Annotated in this window: 18 protein-coding genes, 1 tRNA gene and 1 pseudogene; 16 read left to right on the top strand and 4 right to left on the bottom strand. The window is 72.0% G+C overall.

What is annotated here, in order from left to right:
• The first annotated feature begins 27 nt into the window (after positions 1–27).
• The 7 genes from AB0M52_RS06700 to AB0M52_RS06670 all read left to right on the top strand — a co-directional run bounded on the left by AB0M52_RS06700 (position 28) and on the right by AB0M52_RS06670 (position 5,511).
• Complete coding sequence (locus AB0M52_RS06700; protein ID WP_363949817.1) at positions 28–276, top strand: hypothetical protein; 249 nt, start codon at positions 28–30, stop codon at positions 274–276.
• Entirely contained in the window at positions 273–566 is a 294-nt protein-coding gene (locus tag AB0M52_RS06695) for a hypothetical protein (protein ID WP_363949815.1), read from the top strand. Before AB0M52_RS06700 ends, AB0M52_RS06695 begins: the two co-directional genes overlap by 4 nt.
• Complete coding sequence (locus AB0M52_RS06690; RefSeq protein ID WP_363949812.1) at positions 566–871, top strand: hypothetical protein; 306 nt, start codon at positions 566–568, stop codon at positions 869–871. The genes AB0M52_RS06695 and AB0M52_RS06690 overlap by 1 nt, the downstream gene beginning before the upstream one ends.
• Positions 872–886: 15 nt before the next feature.
• Positions 887–1,804 (top strand): bifunctional DNA primase/polymerase, encoded by a 918-nt coding sequence (locus tag AB0M52_RS06685; RefSeq protein WP_363949809.1) that lies wholly within the window; start codon positions 887–889, stop codon positions 1,802–1,804.
• On the top strand, positions 1,801–3,399 hold the full coding sequence (locus tag AB0M52_RS06680; RefSeq protein ID WP_363949806.1) for a YfjI family protein: 1,599 nt from the start codon (positions 1,801–1,803) through the stop codon (positions 3,397–3,399). The genes AB0M52_RS06685 and AB0M52_RS06680 overlap by 4 nt, the downstream gene beginning before the upstream one ends.
• 526 nt (positions 3,400–3,925) lie before the next feature.
• Positions 3,926–4,147, top strand: coding sequence for a helix-turn-helix domain-containing protein (locus AB0M52_RS06675; RefSeq protein WP_363949804.1), 222 nt, complete (start codon positions 3,926–3,928; stop codon positions 4,145–4,147).
• Positions 4,144–5,511 carry an integrase gene (locus tag AB0M52_RS06670; protein WP_363949801.1) on the top strand — a complete coding sequence of 456 codons (1,368 nt, stop codon included), beginning with the start codon at positions 4,144–4,146 and terminating at the stop codon, positions 5,509–5,511. Before AB0M52_RS06675 ends, AB0M52_RS06670 begins: the two co-directional genes overlap by 4 nt.
• 150 nt (positions 5,512–5,661) lie before the next feature.
• Here the strand turns inward: AB0M52_RS06670 and AB0M52_RS06665 are convergent.
• The 4 genes from AB0M52_RS06665 to AB0M52_RS06650 all read right to left on the bottom strand — a co-directional run bounded on the left by AB0M52_RS06665 (position 5,662) and on the right by AB0M52_RS06650 (position 8,137).
• Positions 5,662–5,733, bottom strand: a tRNA-Arg gene (locus tag AB0M52_RS06665).
• A 59-nt stretch (positions 5,734–5,792) separates the two neighbouring features.
• On the bottom strand, positions 5,793–6,485 hold the full coding sequence (locus AB0M52_RS06660) for a winged helix-turn-helix domain-containing protein (RefSeq protein WP_363949798.1): 693 nt from the start codon (positions 6,483–6,485) through the stop codon (positions 5,793–5,795).
• A gap of 187 nt (positions 6,486–6,672) precedes the next feature.
• On the bottom strand, positions 6,673–7,329 hold the full coding sequence (locus tag AB0M52_RS06655) for a DUF305 domain-containing protein (protein ID WP_363949795.1): 657 nt from the start codon (positions 7,327–7,329) through the stop codon (positions 6,673–6,675).
• A gap of 1 nt (position 7,330) precedes the next feature.
• Positions 7,331–8,137 (bottom strand): DUF3105 domain-containing protein, encoded by an 807-nt coding sequence (locus tag AB0M52_RS06650; RefSeq protein WP_363949792.1) that lies wholly within the window; start codon positions 8,135–8,137, stop codon positions 7,331–7,333.
• Positions 8,138–8,237: 100 nt separating this feature from the next.
• Between AB0M52_RS06650 and argS the strand changes: the two genes are divergently transcribed.
• The 9 genes and pseudogenes from argS to AB0M52_RS06605 all read left to right on the top strand — a co-directional run.
• Positions 8,238–9,902, top strand: a complete 1,665-nt coding sequence (argS, locus tag AB0M52_RS06645) for an arginine--tRNA ligase (RefSeq protein WP_363949789.1) — start codon at positions 8,238–8,240, stop codon at positions 9,900–9,902.
• A gap of 31 nt (positions 9,903–9,933) precedes the next feature.
• A complete protein-coding gene (lysA, locus tag AB0M52_RS06640; protein WP_363949786.1) occupies positions 9,934–11,319 on the top strand; it encodes a diaminopimelate decarboxylase in 1,386 nt (461 codons plus the stop codon).
• Between the two features lie 8 nt (positions 11,320–11,327).
• On the top strand, positions 11,328–12,641 hold the full coding sequence (locus AB0M52_RS06635) for a homoserine dehydrogenase (RefSeq protein WP_363949850.1): 1,314 nt from the start codon (positions 11,328–11,330) through the stop codon (positions 12,639–12,641).
• A 26-nt stretch (positions 12,642–12,667) separates the two neighbouring features.
• Positions 12,668–13,717, top strand: coding sequence for a threonine synthase (gene thrC / locus AB0M52_RS06630; protein ID WP_363949847.1), 1,050 nt, complete (start codon positions 12,668–12,670; stop codon positions 13,715–13,717).
• A 451-nt stretch (positions 13,718–14,168) separates the two neighbouring features.
• Positions 14,169–14,411 carry a hypothetical protein gene (locus AB0M52_RS06625; protein WP_363949784.1) on the top strand — a complete coding sequence of 81 codons (243 nt, stop codon included), beginning with the start codon at positions 14,169–14,171 and terminating at the stop codon, positions 14,409–14,411.
• Between the two features lie 9 nt (positions 14,412–14,420).
• Complete coding sequence (locus tag AB0M52_RS06620; RefSeq protein ID WP_363949781.1) at positions 14,421–17,708, top strand: efflux RND transporter permease subunit; 3,288 nt, start codon at positions 14,421–14,423, stop codon at positions 17,706–17,708.
• A 147-nt stretch (positions 17,709–17,855) separates the two neighbouring features.
• Positions 17,856–19,103, top strand: coding sequence for an MFS transporter (locus AB0M52_RS06615; RefSeq protein WP_363949778.1), 1,248 nt, complete (start codon positions 17,856–17,858; stop codon positions 19,101–19,103).
• Positions 19,104–19,171: 68 nt separating this feature from the next.
• Entirely contained in the window at positions 19,172–20,116 is a 945-nt protein-coding gene (gene thrB, locus AB0M52_RS06610; RefSeq protein WP_363949776.1) for a homoserine kinase, read from the top strand.
• Positions 20,117–20,411: 295 nt separating this feature from the next.
• Positions 20,412–21,059: pseudogene (locus AB0M52_RS06605) on the top strand (Rho termination factor N-terminal domain-containing protein); the annotation flags it as partial.
• Positions 21,060–21,150: the final 91 nt, after the last annotated feature.

Here is a 21,150-nt window from a genome sequence, read left to right as displayed (position 1 = left end):
GCCCGAAAACCGGCCTGAGAGGCAGTCATGGACCCCCTGCTCACCGCCGCTATCGTCATCGCCGCACCGCCCACACTGGTCACGCTCGGTTACGCCGGACTGTGCTGGGTTGCCCCGTTCAAAACCTGCAAACGCTGCGCCGGCACCGGCCAGACCACGACCCGCATCCTGCGGCGACCCCGCGCCTGCCGCCGCTGCGACCGAGGCACCCGGCTGCGCACCGGGCGGCGCGTCTTCAACTACTTCCACCGCCTACGGACCGGGGCGGGCCGGTGACCCGCCGGCCCGGTGGTCACACCGACTGGTGCGGCCGTGACCACCGCTGCAACCTCGGCGAACACCGCTCCGACGAAATCGTGGTCAACATCGACGGCCAGGCGCGGGCCGTGCTGGTCCGGGTGCGGACCGCCGCCGGCCGCGACCACGCCGAGGTACGCGTCCGCGTGGCGCTCGCCCCGACCGAGCTGGCCGCCCGCCGACAGTTGGTCGGCCTGCTCGGCGACGTGCGGCAGGCCGTCACCCGGGCCGCGATCGCGGCGCGGCCCCGACCTCGGCGGGCCGCGTGATGGCCGGGCCACGCCGTGACGGCGCTTCCCCGCGCGATGCCCGACTGTCCGGGTTGGAGATCTGGCTCACCGGCACCCCGGCCGAGCTGGACGCCGCCACGGCCGCGCTCACCGCCGCCGGACACCACCTCACTCAACGCGGCACCCGCCGCCCGCTGACCGGCGCTGACACCGGCCGCCACCGCCTCTACCTGCGCGTATCCGTCGCCGCCACCACCGCGCGGCGGCCCGGCCGCGCCCCGGACACGGCCGGCGCGGCGCTGATCGACCTTGACACCGCCTGCACCCAACGCCACATCGCCTGATCAGGAGACAACCCGATGCCTGACCTGCTCGCCGCCGCGTTGGCCCACGCCGCACGCGGCTGGCACGTCTTCCCGCTACGCCCCGACGACAAGCGACCCGCCTTCCCCGACCACACCGCCGACCAGTGCACCGGCCACGATCCGCGCTGCCGCGCCGGCCACGTCGGGTGGGAGTCCCGCGCCACCACCGACCCGGACCGCATCCGCCGGGCATGGTCCGCCCGGCCGTACGGCATCGGCATCGCCTGCGGGCCATCCCGACTGGTCGTGGTCGACCTCGACATCCGCAAGCCCGGTCAGGTCATGCCGCCGGGCTACGAGGGGTACGGCTACGGGCTGCGTGTGCTCACCGGCCTGGCCGCGCGGCACGGCGCGACCATCGACCCGACCTACACCGTCACCACCGGCCGACGCGGAACCCACCTCTACTACCAACACCCGACCACCGGCCCGGACCTGCGCAACACCGCCGGCACGCTCGGCCCGATGGTCGACACCCGCTCCCACGGCGGCTACGTCGTCGCCGCCGCCTCCACCGTGGCCGGACGCCCCTACACGGTGGCGCTGGACCGCGACCCCGACCCGCTGCCCGGCTGGCTCGCCGGACTGCTCACCCCGGCCCCGATGCCGCCGCAACGGCCGGTGGTGGTCGACCTCGGCACCGGCCGGTCCGGAGCGTACGTGCGGGCCGCGATCGCCCGGGAAGTCGACCGGGTGACCACCGCCGCACCGGGCGAGCGCAACCGCACCCTCTACGTGGCCGCCGTCGCGCTCGGCCAGCTGGTAGCCGGTGGCGCACTCACCGAGGACGACGCACAGAGCGTGCTGGAACAGGCAGGCGTTGACGCCGGGCTGCGCACCGTCGAGGCGTTCCGCACCATCCGATCCGGCCTCACGGCCGGTGCCCGCCGACCGAGGCAGGTGGCCGCATGAGCGCCGCCCGTCTACACCTCGTCACCGACAACCCGGACACCACCGCCGAGCAGTCTGCGGGCGGCCCGCTGTGGGATGTTCCAGTGCCCCTCACCGGGCCGAACACCGCGCCGCCGCCGTTCCCAGTGGAGGTGTTCCCCCGATGGCTGGCCGACATGGTGACCGGCGTTGCCCGGTTCACCTCCACCGACCCAGCCATGGCCGGCACCCTCGCGGTGGCCGTGCTGTCCGCGTGTGCGGGCGGCCGGCTGGAAGTCGAACCGGTGCCCGGGTGGCGCGAGCCGGTCAACATCTTCGCCGCCGTCATCGCCGGCCCCGGCGAACGCAAGTCCCCGGTTCACCGGGCGATGACCGCGCCGCTGTTCGCGGCACAGTCGACGCTGGCTGAGGCGATGCGGCCGAGGATCGCTGAGGCCGCCGCGCTGCGGGACATCGCCGACCGGCAGGCCGAGCAAGCCAAAGCCGCAGCGGCCAAGGTGAACGAGCCAGGCAAGCGGGATGAGGCGTCGGCTGAGGCGGTGGCCGCCGCTATCGCCGCCGAGGCGATCACCGTTCCTGGCCTGCCGAAACTGATCGTGGACGACGCCACCCCCGAGGCGCTTATCGGGTTGATGGCTGCCAACGGTGGCCGCATGGCGATCATCTCGGATGAGGGAGGGATCTTCGACACCCTCGCCGGCCGCTACTCGGGTGCGCCGAACCTTGACCCGTACTTGAAGGGTCACGCCGGGCAGCCGATGAGCAACGAACGGCAGACCCGCGAGGGTGCCTCAGTCGACAAACCGGCGCTCACGGTGTGCGTGATGGCGCAACCGACCGTGCTGCGCAAGTTCGGCGGTAACGCCGACCTCGCCGGGCGTGGCCTGCCGGCCCGGTTCCTGTTCGCCCTGCCCCGATCTCTCGCAGGGTGGCGGCCGGTGGACACGCCGCCGGTACCGGAGCAGGTGACCGCCGGCTACCGGCACCGGATACACGACCTCGCCGCCACCTTGGCCGAGTGGACCGACCCGGCGGTGGTCACCCTCACCGACGACGCCAGCCGCGTGCGCCGGACGGCCGCCGAGCAGGTGGAAGCCGAGCTACGGCCCGGCGGAAGCCTCTACGACATGCGGGAATGGGGCAACAAACTGGCCGGCGCAACGCTGCGGCTCGCCGGGCTGCTGCACGTCGCGCACCACCCGGTCGACGCGTGGCGACGCCCGATCGACGCTGACCGGATGGCCGACGCCGTGCGGCTGGCCGAGTTCTTCGCCGCGCATTACCGGACCGCCCTCACCGCCATCGGCACCGATAGCGCGTTGGAGAACGCCCGGTACGTGCTCGGCGTACTCACCGGCAAGGGCATGACCACCTTCACCCGCCGGGAGCTACACCGCCGCGTGTCCCGCCGGCTACCCAAGTCGGACGAGGTGTCGGCAGTGCTCGCCGAACTAGCCGCGCTCGGATGGGTCCGATCCGGGCCGGACGGCCGCTACGAGCTACACCCCCGCGCCATGGGGGAGGACGGCGGAAGCGTTGACACGCTGACACCCGCCCCCGACGATGGCGTTTCCGCAGGTCAGGACACCCGCGAGGGTGTCAACGGGCCGCGTTGACAGCCGTTGACAGGCGTTGACAACCCGCCGCCCGCCCGCCCGGTGTCAACGGGTGTCAACGCCTGTCAACGGGCCGCGTTGACACCTCCACACCGGCTCTCACCTGCGGAAACGGTCGAATGTCGGCCGATTGTCAACGTGTCAACGCTTCCCGGCCCCCTCCCGGCGCGCCCGGCCCACCAACCCACCCGGCGGCGGGCTGAAACGGCCCGCTGAGAGCGCCTGAGACGTTCCGGCCCTACGCCCTACACCCGAACGCCTCAGATCTTGCGCCTATGACGCTCTCAGCGGGCCGCTCTACGCCCTTCTGTGGCGATGCCTCCCCGTTCCTCCACAAGTGACCCGCGCCGACCGAAAGGCCCCCAGCGTGCGAATCGGGCTGCACGGCACACCCGCTGAAACAGCCGCAGCACTCGACGCCATCGCCCAAGTGCTGCACATCCGCCACCGCTCCCGGCCCCGATCCCCGATCCCCGATGTTCCAGCGCATCTACCTCGACGCCACCGCGAGGGAGGACACCCGCCGATGACCACCCCGATTCGCCGCGAGAAGGCGGCACCCCGCCCGAACCGGCACCTCACCATCGCCGACGTTTGCGACGACCTCGGAATTAGCCGGTCGACCTTCTACGACTGGCGCGCGAAGCGGAAGGGGCCGCCGGCCCGGAAGCTGCCGAACGGGGAGATTCGAATCGAGCGGCGCGACTACGAAACCTGGCTTGAATCGCTGTACGAGGAGGCCGCTTGAACACAAGCTATGACGTGCGCATCTGGTCGACCCAAACCTATGAAGGTCAGAGGGGGAATACCTATCGCGTTCGCTGGCGGGTAGCCGGCCGGCAACACAAGGTGGTTTTCAAGACGAAGGCTCTTGCGGAGAGCTTCCGATCGGAATTGATTACCGCGACCCGTAAGGGTGAGGCTTTCGGCATCGAGACGGGCCGCCCTCTCTCGATGCGTCCGACCGCCGCTGTCAGTTCCTGGTACGACCTGGCCTGTTCGTTCGCCGATATGAAGTGGCCTCATGTGGCCGCCACGACTCGCCGCACCCACGCCGAAGCGCTGACGGCGCTTACCGTGCTCATGCTGACCGGCGCGAGGGGCCGCCCGGACGCCAAGTTGCTGCGCTACGCCCTGGGCCGCTGGGCGTTCAACACCCCGCGCCGTGAAGCGGATGACGTTCCCGAAGAGGTCCGGGCCGCTCTTAATTGGGTGAAGCGGAACACCCGTGACGTGGCGAGCTTGGGTCGCCCCGAGATTCTGCGCCCGGTGCTGGATGGTCTGACCGTGCGACTTGACGGAGCGCCGGCCGCGCCGAGCGTTATTAGCCGTCGCCGGAAGATATTCAACACGGCAGTCGAATACGCGGTGGAGAAACGCCTGTTGCCGGCAAACCCGCTGCCGCAGTTGAAATGGAAGCCGCCGAAAACCGTCACCACCATTGACCGCCGGTCAGTGGCCAACCCGGTGCAAGCGCGCACTCTCCTGGAAGGAGTTAGGGAGCAGGGTCGCATCGGCCCGCGCTTGGTCGCTTTCTATGCCTGCCTGTACTACGCGGCAATGCGGCCGGAGGAAGCCGTACGCCTCGCCAAACCGAACCTGCATCTACCAGAGGAAGGGTGGGGGGAGTTCACTCTCGACGGAGCGGAACCGCACGCGGGTCGGGAGTGGACCGACAGCGGAAAGAACCGGGACAGTCGCCAACTCAAGCAGCGAGCGAGAGGGGAGACGCGAACGGTTCCCTGCCCGCCGGAACTGACCGCGATCATCAACGCGCACGTCGAGCTGTTCGGGTTCGGCCCGACCGGTCGGCTGTTCGTGGGGGAGCGGAACAAGGATGAGTTACCTAAGGGCACGATCAACCGCGTGTGGCGGTGGGCGCGGGCCGCCGTGTTCACGCCCGAGGTCTACGCCTCGCCGCTGGCCCGCACGCCGTACGACCTGCGGCACGCGGCGGTGTCCACCTGGCTCAACGGGGGAGTGCCGCCCACTCAGGTAGCCGAGTGGGCCGGACAATCGGTGGAGGTGCTGCTGAGGATCTACGCCAAGTGCCTTGACGGCGGTGACGCGGCCCTGCGGCAGCGCATCGAGCGAGCACTAGGCCACGGCTGACCCCGCGCCAAACTTGGGCACGTATATGGCGCAGACGCCCGCCACGGGCCGCTGACGGCCGGACACAGCCGGACACACGACTAAGGCCGCTGACCGGGTTCGCCCTGGTCAGCGGCCTTTTCGTGCTGGTCAAAGATTTCCTAGCAAGTGTGCCCCCGGCAGGATTCGAACCTGCGCCCCCGCCTCCGGAGGGCGGTGCTCTATCCCCTGAGCTACGGGGGCTCAGCGACTGGAGAAGACTAGCAAACCCCGTAGCCGATCGCCGAATCGGTATCGGCGAGTCAGGCGGCCAGGGCCCGCCCGCAGCTGGGCAGCGGGTGCGGCACGATGCGCCGGGGCAGCCGGCGCGGCCACTCGTTGCGGGCCCAGGAGCCGTCCACGATCAGGTGCACCGTGCGCTGTTCCGCGCCGCTGAGCCGCAACACGAAGTCGCGGGGCAGCGCCGGGTCCACCGACGGAGTGGTGATCATGAAGCGCACCCGGCCGCGGGAGGAGACGGCGGAGATCACGTCGGCCGCCGGCATCGTGCCACGCAGCCGGACCCGGCCGATCCAGTACACCTCGGCGAGGTGCTCCTGGGCGGCCCGGGTGATCGCCGGGTACTCGCTGCGTACCCAGCGCTCGACCGCGCCGACACAGAGGCCGCAGGCCCGCTCCCGGGGTTCGCGCGGACCCAACCCCCAGGCCCGCAGGTACGCCCCGACCAGCCCGGTGTCCACCGTCAGCCCGAAGCGCTGCTGGATCAAGGTGTGCAGACTCTGCCGGGTCCACAGCTCCTCGTCCAGGCCGAACTCGTCGGGGTGGACGCCCCGGAGGGTGTCGATCAGTTCCAACTCCTGTTCGCGGCTGAGCGCTCCTGACTCACCCTGCCGCTGTCCGCGACGGACGGCTGCCACCGCCCCGTCACCGCCGATGGTGTGGCGCCGGCACCAGCTGGTGACGGAACGCCGTGCGTCTCTGAGTGCAACCCCCACGTCAGGACAACGAGTGCAGTTCCCTCCAAGTAACCCCTAGAGGGAAAATCGGTCGTATGGCCCCAAGGTATGACGGAGCCTACGATCCCGGTCGGGGTGGCGGTGTGGGCGGCGAGCGCCGTAACGACGACGCCGCCCCGCTCGACGGTGAGCGGGGCGGCGCTGGTCGTGTTGGGTGTGGGGCGGCTCAGCCGCCAGCCTGCTGCAGTTTCCGCAGCTCGTTGATCTCTTTCTGCTGCGCCGCCTTCATCGCCTCGGCCATCCGGACCACCTCGGGGCGGTCGGAGACCTTGAGCACGCCGTCGACCATGTGGATCCCGCCCAGGTGATGTTTGATCATCAGCCGGATGACGAGTTGGTCGACCTCGGCCCCCTGCGCCTCGTGCAGCTGGGTGATCTCCTCCCGGGTGGCCATGCCGGGCATCAGCCCGTTCTCGTCCACCCCTACCCCGTCGGGCATCCACTCCATGGCTGGCCGGGAGCCGGTCGGCAGCAGGTTCCACTCCTGCAACCAGCGTTGCATGTGACCGATCTGGGCCTGCTGGGTCAGGGCGATGTCGTACCCGAGCTGCTGGATCGCCGGATCCTGCCCCTTGGCGTACGCGACCATCGCCATCTCCACCGCCTGGGCGTGGTGCCGGGACATGTCCCGGGCGAAGCCGGCCTCGGCCGATTCCTCGCCCGGGGTCCGCCCGGTGGCCAGCGTCGCGGCCGTCCAACCGACGCCGAGAAGCAGCAGTGCCGTCACGGCCAGCGTCAGGTAACGCAGCGTCCGGGAGGCCGGCCGGGGTTCGGCCGAGCCCGTCTGCTCCTCGATCGCCGCGTCCTGCACTGCGCTCGGCATGTCAGCCACCCATCGACGGCTGGAGCTCGCGCGGTTCGGTACCGGTGCCGGTGGTGTAGTTGCCGGAGGAGCAGGGCACGCCCGGCTCCATCGAGGCGTTCTGCGCCAGGACGGTGGCGAACTCCTTGATCCGCGGGTCATCGGCGTTGTCGACCTTGAGCTGGTAGCCCCACGCCTGGATGGAGACCGCCGAGTCGAGGCCCTCGTACGGGCTCATCAGCATGAAGTCGTTGCCGCGGATCACGCTGGCCAGCTTCTCCACGTCGGCCGCGGGCAGGTCGGGGCGGTAGGTGAGCCAGACCGCGCCGTGCTCCAGGCTGTGCAGCGCGTGCTCAGGGGCGATCGGCGCGTCGTAGACGTCGCCGAGGCAGCGCTGCCAGGTGTTGTTGTGCGGCCCGCCGACCGGGGGGCTCTGCTTGTATTCCTGCTTGCCGGCCCGGTGTTCCTGGTTGGAAATGCTCTCCGGGTCCGTTTTGCGGAAGTTGACGATGCCCTGGATCTCCGCCGCCTTGTCCTGCCAGGACTGGCTGCCCTTGATGGCCGCCCAGGCGCCGTACCCGATGATCGACGTGGCGAGCACGCCCACCGCGACGAAAAGCGCGATCGGCCCCCAGGAACGGCCCTGGCTGACCTTGACCGGGGCGATCGGCTTGCGTGGCCCCTTGCCGCCCCCGCCGGAGCGCTGGGGAGTCGCCGGCTTGTCGGACGCGGCCTTGGCGCCGGCGGCCGGCCGACCCGCCGCCGGCTTCTTGCCGGTGCTGACCACGGTCGGACGGCGCTGCGGGCCGCCCGGGGTGCTGATGCTCATCGTGCCTCGTCAGGTCGGTCGGTCAGGGGATCAGGCGGCCCGAATTCCGATGCTGGGTCGCCGCCGCGGGGACCGAGTCTACCCCCGATAGCATGGATCGGTGACTCCCGCAGAACTCGCCGATGCCGTCCTCGCCGCCGCTCACGCCGTCTTCGCCGACCGAGGGCTGGACGGCTCCGCGCTGCCGGAGCACACAACGGTCGAGCGACCCCGCAATCCCGAGCACGGCGACTACGCCTCCACGCTGGCGCTACAGCTGAGCAAGAAGGTGGGCGTACCCCCTCGGGAGCTGGCCGCCGCGCTGGCCGCGCAGCTGGCCAGCACGACGGGCATCAAGTCGGTGGAGATCGCCGGTCCGGGCTTCCTGAACATCCGGCTCGACGCCGCCGCCGCCGGCCAGCTCGCCCGGACCATCGTCGAGGCCGGCGAGGAGTACGGCCGCAGCGACCGACTCGCCGGCCTGAAGATCAATCTGGAGTTCGTCTCGGCCAACCCGACCGGCCCGGTGCACATCGGCGGGGTCCGCTGGGCGGCGGTCGGTGACGCGTTGAGCCGGCTGCTGCGTACCACCGGCGCGGACGTCGGTACGGAGTACTACTTCAACGACGCCGGTTCGCAGATCGACCGGTTCGCCCGCTCGCTGCTCGCCGCGGCGAAGGGGGAGCCGGCCCCGGAGGACGGCTACGGCGGGGCGTACATCGCCGAGATCGCGGCCGAGGTCACCGAACGCCGGGCGGACGTGCTGGAGCTGGACGACGCCGCCGCCCAGGAGGTCTTCCGGGTCGAGGGCGTCGCGCTGATGTTCGAGGAGATCAAGTCCTCGCTGCGCGACTTCGGGGTGGAGTTCGACACCTACTTCAACGAGAAGGACCTGCACGACCGGGGTGAGCTGGAGCACGCCCTGACCCGGCTGCGCGAGCAGGGCCACGTCTTCGACGCCGACGGCGCCACCTGGCTGCGGACCACCGACTTCGGTGACGACAAGGACCGGGTACTGCGCAAGTCCAACGGTGAGTGGACGTACTTCGCCGCGGACTGCGCGTACTACCTGGACAAGCGGGAGCGGGGCTTCGACCGCGTCGTGATCATGCTTGGTGCCGATCACCACGGCTACCTCGGCCGGATGAAGGCGATGGCGGCCTGCTTCGGTGACGACCCTGAGCACTCCCTGGAGATCCTCATCGGCCAGCTGGTCAACCTGGTCCGCGACGGCGCTCCGGTGCGGATGAGCAAGCGCGCCGGCACCGTGGTCACCCTGGAGGACCTGGTCGACGCGATCGGCGTGGACGCCTCCCGGTACGCGCTGGCCCGCTACTCCAGCGACTCCCCGATCGACATCGACATCGAGCTGTGGACCCGGGCGACCCGGGACAACCCGGTCTACTACGTGCAGTACGTGGCGGCCCGGACGGCCAGCGTCGGGCGCAACGCCGCCGAGGTCGGCCTGACCCGGGGCGACGCCGAGTCGTTCCACCCCGAGCTGCTCGACCACGACAAGGAGAACGAGCTGCTCAAGGCGCTCGCCGAGTTCCCCGCCGTGGTCGCCGCCGGCGCCGAACTGCGGGAGCCGCACCGGGTGGCCCGCTACCTGGAGGACCTGGCCGGGGCGTACCACCGGTTCTACGACAACTGCCGGATCCTGCCTCGGGGCGACGAGGAGCTCACCGACCTGCACCGGGCCCGGCTCTGGCTCAACGACGCCACCCGGGTGGTCATCGCCAACGGCCTGCGGCTGCTCGGCGTCTCGGCCCCGGAACGGATGTGAGCAGGATGACCGCGAGCGGAGGAGCGGGCTGATGCGTGCTCACGAGGCCGGCGCGCTGCACGGCGACATCGGCAACCGGGGGCCGGCCTGGCTGCGTACCCCGGCCGACGTCAACGCCCTGATGCCGCAGCTGTGGCCGCGCAGCACGGCGCGCGGCGACGACGGCGCGCTGGTGGTCGCGGGCCTGGGGGTACGCGACATCGCTGCCGAGTTCGGCACCCCGGTGTACGTCCTCGACGAGGACGACCTGCGCTCACGCTGCCGGGACTTCCGGGCCGCCTTCCCGACCGAGGACGTCTACTACGCGGGCAAGGCGTTCCTCTGCCGGGCGGTGGTGCGGATGATCGCCGAGGAGGGGATGTTCCTCGACGTGTGCAGCGGCGGGGAGCTGGCCGTGGCGCTGGCCGGCGGGATGCCGCCGGAGCGGATCGGCTTCCACGGCAACAACAAGTCGGTGGCCGAGTTGACCCGCGCGTTGGACGCCGGCGTCGGGCGGATCATCGTCGACTCGTTCGCCGAGATCGACCGGCTCTCCGCGCTGGCCCGCGAGCGCAGCGTCCGGCCGCGGGTGCTGATCCGGGTCACGGTCGGCGTGGAGGCGCACACCCACGAGTTCATCGCCACCGCCCACGAGGACCAGAAGTTCGGCTTCTCGCTGGCCGGCGGCGCGGCCATCGCCGCCGCGCTGCGCATCCTCGACGAGGACGTGCTGGAGCTGCGTGGCCTGCACTCGCACATCGGCTCACAGATCTTCGACGCCAGCGGGTTCGAAGTCTCCGCCCGCCGGGTGCTCGCCCTCCAGGCGCAGATCCGCGACGCACGCGGGGTCGAGCTGCCCGAGCTGGACCTCGGTGGCGGCTTCGGCATCGCGTACACCAGCCAGGACGACCCGTCGGCCCCGCACGACCTGGCCAAGCGGCTGCGCAAGATCGTGGACTCCGAGTGCGCGGCGGAGCGGCTGGCCGTGCCGCACCTCTCCATCGAGCCGGGGCGGGCGATCGTCGGCCCGGCCGTGTTCACCCTCTATCAAGTGGGCACGGTCAAGGACGTCGACGGCATCCGGACGTACGTCAGCGTCGACGGCGGGATGAGCGACAACATCCGCACCGCGCTGTACGACGCCTCGTACTCGGCGACCCTGGCCTCCCGGGCGAGCGCCGCCGAGGCGATGCTCGCCCGCGTGGTGGGAAAGCATTGTGAGTCCGGGGACATCGTGGTGAAGGATGAATTCCTGCCCGCCGACGTGCAGCCCGGAGATCTTGTCGCGGTGCCCGGCACGGGTGCCTACTGCCGCAGCATGGCCAGCAACTACAACCACGTGCCCCGACCCCCGGTGGTCGCGGTTCGGGACGGCCAGGCCCGGCTGATCGTTCGACGGGAGACCGAAGAGGACCTGCTCGCCTTGGATGTGGGATGAATCAACCTGTGCGCCTGGCCCTGCTCGGCTGCGGCACCGTCGGTGCCGAGGTGGTCCGGCTGCTGCACGAGCAGTCGGCGGACCTCGCCGCCCGGATCGGTGCTCCGCTGGAGATCGCCGGCATCGCCGTACGCCGGATCGGGCGGGACCGTGGCGACCTGCCGGTCGACCCGGCCCTGTTCACCACCGACGCGCTCGGGCTGATCAAGCGCGACGACGTAGACGTGGTGGTCGAGGTGGTCGGCGGCATCGAGCCGGCACGCAGCTGGCTGGTGGAGGCCCTGCGGGCCGGCAAGAGCGTGGTCACCGCCAACAAGGCGCTGCTCGCCGAGGACGGCGGCGCGCTGCACGACGCGGCGGCCGAGGGCGGCGGCGACCTCTACTTCGAGGCGTCCGTGGCCGGGGCGATCCCGCTGCTGCGCCCGTTGCGCGAGTCGCTGCACGGGGACCGGATCACCCGGGTCACCGGCATCGTCAACGGCACCACCAACTTCATCCTCTCCGCCATGCACGCCACCGGTGCCGGCTTCGCCGAGGCCCTGGAGGAGGCGACCGAGCTGGGGTACGCCGAGGCCGACCCGACCGCCGACGTGGAGGGCTTCGACGCCGCGGCCAAGGCCGCCATCCTCGCCTCGCTGGCCTTCCACACCCGGGTCGGCGCGGCCGACGTGCACCGCGAGGGCATCACCGAGGTCACCGCCGCCGACGTGGCCAGCGCGAAGGCGATGGGCTGCACGATCAAACTGCTCTGCATCGCGGCCCGGAGCGCCGACGGGCCGGGCCGGGAGGCGGTCAGCGTCCGGGTGCACCCGGCGATGATCCCGCTGACCCACCCGCTGGCCAGCGTCGGCGACGCGTTCAACGCGGTCTTCGTCGAGGCGGACGCGGCCGGGCAGCTGATGTTCTACGGGCGGGGCGCGGGTGGTGCGCCGACCGCCAGCGCGGTGCTCGGCGACGTGGTGGCGGTGGCCCGTAACCGGCTCGCCGGGGTCCGCGCAGCCAGCGAGTCCGCGTACGCCGACCTGCGGGTACGGCCGATGGGGGAGGCGCTCACCCGCTACCACATCAGCCTCGACGTGGCCGACCGTCCCGGTGTGCTGGAGGCGGTGGCCGGCGTGTTCGCCCGGCACCACGTCTCCATCGCCACGGTGCGCCAGGGGCCGGCGGGCGGCGGCACCGGCGGCGACGGCGGCGACGCGATCCTGGTGATCGTGACCCATGTGGCACCGGACGCGGCGCTCGCGGCGACCGTCCGCGAGCTGCGCGGACTGGACATCGTCCGATCGGTGGCGAGCGTGCTGCGGGTCGAGGGCGGCATCTGATGAGCCAGCGAGGCGAGGAGAGCGACATGTGGCGGGGCCTGATCGACGCCTACCGGGACCGGTTGCCGGTCACCGACGCCACGCCCATCGTCACCCTGCACGAGGGGAACACGCCGCTGCTGCCCGCGCCGGTGCTGTCCGCCCGGCTCGGCTGCGACGTGTACCTGAAGGTGGAGGGCGCCAACCCCACCGGCTCGTTCAAGGACCGGGGCATGACGATGGCCGTCTCCAAGGCGGTCGAGGCCGGCAACAAGGCCATCATCTGCGCCTCCACGGGCAACACCAGCGCCTCGGCCGCCGCGTACGCGGCCCGCGCCGGGGTGACCTGCGCGGTGCTGGTGCCGCAGGGCAAGATCGCGCTGGGCAAGCTGGCCCAGGCGTTGGTGCACGGCGCCAAGCTGCTCCAGGTCAACGGCAACTTCGACGACTGCCTGGCGCTGGCCGCCAAGCTCGCCCAGGACTATCCGGTGGCCCTGGTCAACTCGGTCAACATCGACCGGTTGCACGGCCAGAAGACGGCGGCGTTCGAGATCGTCGAGGCGCTCGGCGACGCGCCGGACATCCACTGCCTGCCGGTGGGCAACGCCGGCAACATCTCCGCGTACTGGATGGGCTACTCCGAGGACCTGGCGGCGGGCAACGCCACCCGGGCGCCGAAGATGTACGGCTTCCAGGCCGCCGGCGCCGCGCCGATCGTGACCGGGCAGGCGGTACGCGAGCCGTCCACCATCGCCACCGCGATCCGCATCGGCAACCCGGCGAGCTGGACGAAGGCGCTGGACGCGCGGGACGCCTCGGGCGGCCTGATCGAGGCGGTCACCGACCGGGAGATCCTGTCGGCGTACCGGCTGCTGGCCCGGGAGGTCGGTGTCTTCGTCGAGCTGGGCAGCGCGGCCAGCGTGGCCGGCCTGCTCCAGCAGTCCGCCGCCGGCCGGGTGCCGGCCGGGTCCACCGTGGTCTGCACGGTCACCGGCCACGGCCTGAAGGACCCGGAGTGGGCCATCTCCACCGCTCCCGTCCCGGTCACCATCGCCAACGACCCGCTCGCCGCCGCCCGCTCCCTCGACCTCGCCTGACGCCACGACAGCCGGCAGCTCGCCCAGGGGCGGCGGGAGCCGGCCGGGCGGCCTTGGTCAGCGGCGGGGCGCGACCGCGCGGGCGACGGTACGGGTGACCAGGCCGAGCACCTCGTCCCGGGACACGTCGTGTTCGGCCAGGTAGCTCCAGCCGGTATACAGCTGGGACCAGAGAACGGACTCCAGCCAGGCCGCGGCCGGCTGGCCTACGTCGAGCAGGAGGCGCCGGTCGTACCCGGCACCACGACAACCTGCGCATAACCCATCCGGACGCCACCGACGACGAGCTGTGGGCCGCGCTGCGCGCGGTCGACCTGCACGACAAGGTGGGCTCACTCGACCTCGGGCTGGACACGCCGTTGACCGCCACCACGGTCTCCGGCGGCGAGCGGCAGCGCATCGCGAGGCGGCGGTCGGCCGGTGTGTCCGGCAACGGGCCGAGGTCGGCGCGGTGATCACCATCGCCCATCGGCTGTCGACCGTGCTCGACGCCGACCAGATCGTCGTGATGGACCGTGGCCGGATCCGCGCCGTCGGTGACCACCCGACCCTGTTGGGCGCCGACGAGCTGTACCGGGACCTGGTGGCGTCGCTGCGGATCGGCACCGCTGAGACGGGTCCCGCCCCGGAATCGGGCGGACTGACCGGATCGGGCAGACTGCTCGTATCCCTCGACCGTCTCCCCCAGGAGTGAGCCTCGCCGATGTCGCTGCTCGCCAGATTCAGCCTCGCCAACCGGGGGCTGGTAGCCCTCATCGCGGTGGTGACCACGGCGTTCGGTGCGTACGCCGTGCCGTCGCTGAAGCAGCAACTCCTGCCATCGCTGGAGTTTCCCGCCGCGTTCATCGTGGCCCCGTACCCCGGCGCCGCGCCGGAGGTCGTCGAGTCCCAGGTGACCGAGCCGATCGAGAACAGCCTGCGGGGCATCCCCGCGCTCGACACCGTGATCTCGACCTCCCGTGAGGGCCTGACCACCATCCAGGTGCAGTACGAGTTCGGCACCGACCTGGACGACGTGGTCAGCAAGATGCAGACCGCGCTGAACCGCACCCGGCTACCCGAGGGCGTCGACCCGCAGGTGATCGCGGGCAGCACCGACGACCTGCCGGCCGTGGTGCTGGCCGCGACCGGTGGCGGCGACGAACGGGCCCTGGCCGGGAAGCTGCGGGACACCGTGGTGCCGGAGCTGGAGGCGATCGAGGGTGTCCGGAGCGCCGAGCTGACCGGTGTCCGGGACGACCTCATGGTGATCATGCCGGATCCGGCGAAGCTGGCCAAGGCCAAGGTGCAGCCGACGGCGATCGGCACCGCGCTGAAGGCCAGCGGGGTGGCGGTGCCGGCCGGTGCCGTGCTCGACGGTGAGCGGACGCTGCCGGTGCAGGTCGGCACCCCGTTGACCACGCTGGACGAGCTGCGCGGGGTGGTCGTCGCCCCGCCCGCCGGCAAGGCCGGCCCGGTCCGTCTCGGCGACGTCGCCACGGTCGAGGAGCAGCTCGCCCCGGCCACCGCGATCACCCGTACCAACGGCCTGGAGAGCCTGGGCATCGCGGTCACCGCGGATCCGGGCGGCAACGCGGTGGAGATCTCGCACGCTGTCCGGGACCGGCTCGCCGACCTGCGGGCCGCCACCGGTGCCGAGCTGACCGTCGTGCTCGACCAGGCCCCGTTCGTGGAGAAGTCCATCGAGACGCTGAGCACCGAGGGTCTGCTGGGTCTGATCATGGCCGTGGTGGTCATCCTGGTGTTCCTGCTGTCGGTGCGCTCCACGGTGGTCACCGCGGTCTCCATCCCGCTGTCGGTGGTGGTCGCGCTGCTCGCACTGTGGATCGGCGACTACTCGCTCAACCTGCTCACGCTCGGTGCGTTGACGGTCGCGGTCGGCCGGGTGGTGGACGACTCGATCGTGGTGCTGGAGAACATCAAGCGCCACCTGACCTACGGCGAGCCGAAGCGGGAGGCGATCCTCACCGCCGTCCGTGAGGTGGCCGGTGCGGTCACCGCGTCCACGCTGACCACGGTGGCCGTCTTCGCCCCGATCGCACTGGTCGGCGGCTTCGTCGGGCAGTTGTTCGCGCCGTTCGCGATCACGGTCACCGTGGCGCTGCTCGCCTCGCTGCTGGTCTCGCTGACGGTGATCCCGGTGCTCGCGTACTGGTTCCTCAAGCCGGTGGCGGGGGCGGACGGCGCCGCGATCCGCCAGGCCGCCGAGCAGCGCGAGCTGCGCAGCCCGCTGCAGCGGGCGTACCTGCCGGTCATCCGGTTCGCCACCGGGCGGCGGGCGTACCGCTTGGCGACCCTGGCGGCGGGCCTGCTCGTGTTGGCCGGCACCTTCGGCCTGGCCCGTCAGCTGGAGACCAACTTCCTGGACGACTCCGGCCAGGACACCCTCAACATCCGGCAGGAGCTGCCGGTGGGCACCGGGCTGGCCGGCACCGACGCGGCGGCCCGCGAGGTCGAGTCGGTGCTGGCCAGTACGCCGGGCGTGGAGTCGTACCAGGTCACCGCCGGGGGTGGGAACACGCCCTGGGCCGGCAGCGCCGGCAACAACGTGGCCAGCTACTCGCTGCGGCTCGGCGGCGCCACCGACGCCAAGCAGATGCGCGACATCCTGCGGGACCGGTTCGGGGTGCTCGGCCCGGCGGCCGGCGAGATCACCTTCCCGGCCGGGCAGGGCGGCGCCTCCGCCAACGAGCTGGCCGTGGTGGTCCGGGCCGCCGACCCGGAGGTGCTGGCGCGGGCCGCCCAGCAGGCCGAGGCGGCGTTGGCCGGCATCCGGGGCGTCGAGGACGTCTCGACCACGCTGGCCGACCGGGTGCCGCGCGTCGACGTGACCGTGGACCGGGACGCCGCCAGCCGGGCCGGGCTCACCGAGGCCGCGGTCGGGCAGTTGGTCGCGCAGGCGTTCCGCGGTACGCCACTGGGCCAGGTGAGCCTCGACGGCGGTGCCCGGGACGTGGTGCTGCGGCTGTCGGCGCAGCCGCCGGTGACGGTGGAGGACCTGCGCGCGCTCCCGGTCGGCCCGGTGAAGCTGGCCGATATCGCCGACGTCACGCAGGCCGAGGGGCCGCAGCAGGTCCGGCGGATCGACGGTGAGCGCAGCGTCTCGGTGACCGGCACGGTCACCGGCTCCGACCTCGGCGCGATCAGCACGGAGCTGCAGAGCCGGCTCGACGCGATCGACGTACCGGGTGCCACGCTCACCCTCGGCGGCGTCAGCGCCGAGCAGCGGGAGACCTTCGCCGACCTGGGCCTGGCCGTGCTGGCCGCGATCGCGATCGTGTTCCTGATCATGATGGCGACGTTCCGCAGCGTGGTCCAGGCACTGATCCTGCTGGTCTCCATCCCGTTCGCGGCCACCGGCGCGGTCGCCCTGCTGCTGGTCAGCGGCACCGCGCTGAGCGTGCCGGCGCTGATCGGCGTGCTCATGCTGGTCGGCATCGTGGTGACCAACGCCATCGTGCTGCTGGACCTGGTCAACCAGTACCGGGCCCAGGGGCTCGGCGTGCGGGAGGCGGTGGTCGAGGGCGGGCGTCATCGGCTGCGCCCGATCCTGATGACCGCGATCGCCACCATCTTCGCGCTGACGCCGATGGCCTTCGGGCTCACCGGTGAGGGCGGCTTCATCTCCCGGCCGTTGGCGATCGTGGTGATCGGCGGGCTGCTCAGCTCCACCCTGCTCACGCTGATCCTGGTGCCCACGCTGTACGCGATGGTGGAGGACGCCAAGGAGTCGCTGCGCGCCTGGCGCCGGAGTCGCTCCGGTGGGGCACCCGCGGGCGGGGAGCCGGACGCCGGTGCGGCGAGCCCCAGCGGCCGAAGGCCGGACGCGGTCGAGCGGGTTCCGGTGGGTGCGACGGCGACCGAGGACCGGAAGCCGGCGAGCCGGCCGGTGCCGGCGGCGCCCTCCGGCGCGTTGATCGAGGGCACCGACCAGTTCGAGGTGCTCCGGCTGCCGAAGAGCCGCAACTCGCCGTTCCCGCCCACCGAGTAGTCCGTGTAAGGAAGGGCCCCCTGTTAACGCCTGCGGTATAGCAGGGGGCCCCTGTTAACACGAGCAACGCGGCCGCCCGTCCGCCCGACGGTGTCGCTGTCCGCGCTGCGACTCAACCGCCGAGGACGGCCGGGTAGGGTCCGCCTCGTGGCGTCCACCCTCTCGGTCCTCACCCGCAACCGGAACTTCCGCAATCTCTTCCTGGCCGAGCTGGTGGTCTTCGGCGCCGACTGGTTCGTCATGGTGCCGTTGCTCGTGCTGCTGCCGAAACTGACCGGCAGCGGGGTGTGGGGTGCCCTGGTGCTCGCCGTGGACACCGGCATCGTGGCGCTGCTGCTGCCGTACACCGGCACCATCGCGGACCGGTTCGACCGCCGCAAGATTATGATCATCGCGAACGTCGCGGCGCTGGTCGGCGTCCTGCTGCTGCTCGGCGTACGCAGCGCCGACACGGCCTGGTTGGCGATGCTGGGCATCGGCGTGGTCGCGGTGGCCAAGGCGTTCTACTCGCCGGCGGCGCAGGCCGCCCTGCCGAACGTGCTCGACCCGGAGGAACTGGCGGCGGGCAACGCGGTGGCCGGGTCGGCCTGGGGCACGATGACCATCGTCGGCGCGTCGCTCGGCGGCGTGCTCAGCGCCGCCGCCGGGCCGTACGTCTGCTTCTGGGTCGGCGCGGTGGGCCTGGTGGTCGCCGCGGGCCTGGCCACGCTCATCCGACGGCCGTTGCAGGCCCCGCGCGAGCGGGGTGCCGCGCCGCCGCAGACCTGGACGGCCATCCGCGAGGCACTGGGCTACATCGGGCACCGACCGCGGGTGCTGGCGCTGGTGACGGTGAAGTCGGCCGTCGGCCTGGGCAATGGCGTGCTGACCGTCTTCCCGCTGCTCGCCGGGGTGTACGCGGTCGGCCCGGTGGGGGCCGGTCTGCTGTTCGCGGTACGCGGCGCGGGCGCACTGGTCGGCCCGATCCTGATGCGCCGGGTGCTGACCAACCGGGCCTGGCTGCTGCCGGGGCTGGCACTGTCCATGTCGGCCTACGGGCTGGCCTACCTCGGCACCTCGGTGGTGTCCTGGTTCCCGCTGGTGCTGGTGCTGGTCTTCGTGGCGCACTTCGCCGGCGGCAGCAACTGGGTGATGTCGAACTTCGCGTTGCAGGGTGAGGTGCCGGACCGGTTGCGGGGCCGGGTCTTCGCCACCGACATGATGCTGGCGACCCTGGCGATCTCCGTCAGCCAGCTCGTGGTGGCGGCCGTGGTGGACGTGGTGGACGTGCGGGTCGTGCTGGCCGGCTGCGGCCTGGTCACCCTGACCTACGCGGTCGGCTGGCGGATCGCCACCCGGCGGCTCTCGCTCACCACGCCGGCAGCCGCCGCGCCGCAGGGCACCACGGTGCCGTAGCGGCCCGGCGCCGCCCCGGGAGACGGGTGGTGGTCCGGCCGGCCGGGTCCGGGCCCTAGCATGGGCGCGTGCCGACCACATTCGCCGCCGGCCCGGTCCGGGTCCGGGTCCCCGCCACCAGCGCGAACCTGGGCCCCGGCTTCGACGCCCTGGGACTCGCCCTCGCGCTCTACGACGACGTGGCCGCCGAGGTGACGTCCGGCGACGTCACGGTGTCGGTGACCGGGGAGGGCGCCGGCGACCTGCCGGTCGATGACGGGCACCTGGTGGTACGCGCCATGCGGGCGGCCTTCGACGTACTCGGCGGGCAGCCGCCGGGGCTGGCGGTGGAGTGCGTGAACCGCATCCCGCAGGCCCGGGGGCTCGGGTCCTCTTCGGCGGCGATCGTCGCCGGCGTGCTGCTGGCCCGGGCGTTGGTGCCCGACGGGGAGCTCCGGCTCGACGCCGCTGCCGCGCTGCGGCTGGCCGCGCAGCTCGAGGGGCATCCGGACAACGTCGCGCCCTGCCTGCTCGGCGGCTTCACGGTGGCCTGGACGGAACCCTCCGGCGCGCGGGCGGTGGCGCTGCCGGTGGCCGACGGCGTACACCCGACGGTCTTCGTACCCGCCGAGCGCGGCCTGACCGCGTCCGCCCGCGCGGCGCTGCCGGCGACCGTGCCGCACGCCGACGCCGCGTTCAACGCCGGCCGGTCGGCACTGCTGGTGCACGCGCTGACCGCGCAGCCGGCGCTGTTGCTGCCGGCCACCGTCGACCGGCTGCACCAGGACTACCGCGCGCCCTCGATGCCCGGCACGGCGGCCCTGGTCGCTGCCCTGCGCGGGACCGGTGTGGCGGCCGTGGTCAGTGGGGCCGGCCCGACTGTGCTTGCCCTGTCTGACCTGCCCGAAGGCTTCAACGCGGGAACAGATTGGCAAGTCCTGCGGTTGCCGATAGACGTAAGCGGCGCACAGGTCGAGCGGGGTAGACTCGGACACGCGGAGCGGGACCCTGTTGCCGCAGGTCGGAAGAGTTGATTACGCTCTAGACTTAGCACAGCCGCGAAGCATGCGATCTCCTGCGGGTCGGCGCACCCCCGAAGCTTTCGGCGGTAAGCCCGTCACCCCTGCCTAGGCCCACGCCGCACCGCAGTCTTCACCGGTCGCCGCAGACGGCGAAACCCGCTCACCGGCTCCCTGGTGGGTCGGGCGACCGACCGGCTGCTGTGTCACAGACTCCCGCAAAGCGTCATGCGAGGCGGGTGCACCGAGGCCGCCCGGCCACCTGTTAGTCGATTCCGGGCAGTCCCGGCCTATCGAGGGAAGGAATCCATTGAGCGACACCACCGACGTGACGTCGGATGTTTCCAACGTCGCTGGCGATGCCACCACAGCTGCCCCTGCCCGCCGCCGGCGCAGCGGCACCGGCCTGTCGGCGATGCTGCTGCCGGAGCTGCAGAGCCTGGCCGCGTCGCTCGGCATCTCGGGCACGGCTCGCATGCGCAAGGGTGAGCTGATCAGCGCGATCACCGAGCGGCAGGGCGGCGCTGCCGGGGCCCCTCGACCACGGGCCGAGGTCGCGGCGGCCGCCGCCCCGGTTCGCGAGGAGGTCCACGCGGAGGTACGCGAGGCGGGTGAGCGGCCGGAGGCCGAACGGCGTGCCGAGCAGCCCGCGGCGAGCGTGGAGGCCGAGGGTCGTACCCGGACCCGGCGCAGCCGGGCCGCCGTGGCGGAGCCCCGGGCCGAGGAGGCTGCCGCCGAAGCCGGCGAGCGGGCCGAGGGCCGGACCGGTCGCGACCGCGGTGAACGGGCCGAGCGGACCGCCGACCGGGCCGAGCGCGGCGAGCGGACCGCCGAGCGTGGCGACCGTGCCGAGCGTGGCGACCGTGCCGAGCGTGGCGACCGTGCCGAGCGCGGTGAGCGTGCCGAGCGCGGTGAGCGGGCCGCCGAGCGTGGCGACCGTGCCGAGCGCGGTGAGCGTGCCCCTTGAACCACTGCACCACGTCGAGGCAGGGCGCCGGGGCGAACGGGCGGCCGTCGTCGTTGAAGCCGAACCCCCAGATGCAGACGAC

The sequence above is a fragment of the Micromonospora sp. NPDC051296 genome (assembly GCF_040682255.1).
GTDB classification, from domain to species: Bacteria; Actinomycetota; Actinomycetes; order Mycobacteriales; family Micromonosporaceae; genus Micromonospora; species Micromonospora craterilacus.
The sequence above is the reverse complement of the archived record's forward strand: the minus strand, read 5'-3'. Positions and strand labels throughout refer to the sequence as shown.

Coding starts and splice junctions, on each gene's coding strand:
- AB0M52_RS06655 (WP_363949795.1), bottom strand. CDS start 7,329: ATGCCGAGCGCAGTGCAGGACGCGGCGATCGAGGAGCAGACGGGCTCG.
- AB0M52_RS06620 (WP_363949781.1), top strand. CDS start 14,421: ATGTCGCTGCTCGCCAGATTCAGCCTCGCCAACCGGGGGCTGGTAGCC.
- lysA (WP_363949786.1), top strand. CDS start 9,934: ATGCGTGCTCACGAGGCCGGCGCGCTGCACGGCGACATCGGCAACCGG.
- AB0M52_RS06700 (WP_363949817.1), top strand. CDS start 28: ATGGACCCCCTGCTCACCGCCGCTATCGTCATCGCCGCACCGCCCACA.
- AB0M52_RS06690 (WP_363949812.1), top strand. CDS start 566: ATGGCCGGGCCACGCCGTGACGGCGCTTCCCCGCGCGATGCCCGACTG.
- AB0M52_RS06680 (WP_363949806.1), top strand. CDS start 1,801: ATGAGCGCCGCCCGTCTACACCTCGTCACCGACAACCCGGACACCACC.
- AB0M52_RS06650 (WP_363949792.1), bottom strand. CDS start 8,137: ATGAGCATCAGCACCCCGGGCGGCCCGCAGCGCCGTCCGACCGTGGTC.
- thrC (WP_363949847.1), top strand. CDS start 12,668: ATGTGGCGGGGCCTGATCGACGCCTACCGGGACCGGTTGCCGGTCACC.
- AB0M52_RS06685 (WP_363949809.1), top strand. CDS start 887: ATGCCTGACCTGCTCGCCGCCGCGTTGGCCCACGCCGCACGCGGCTGG.
- AB0M52_RS06675 (WP_363949804.1), top strand. CDS start 3,926: ATGACCACCCCGATTCGCCGCGAGAAGGCGGCACCCCGCCCGAACCGG.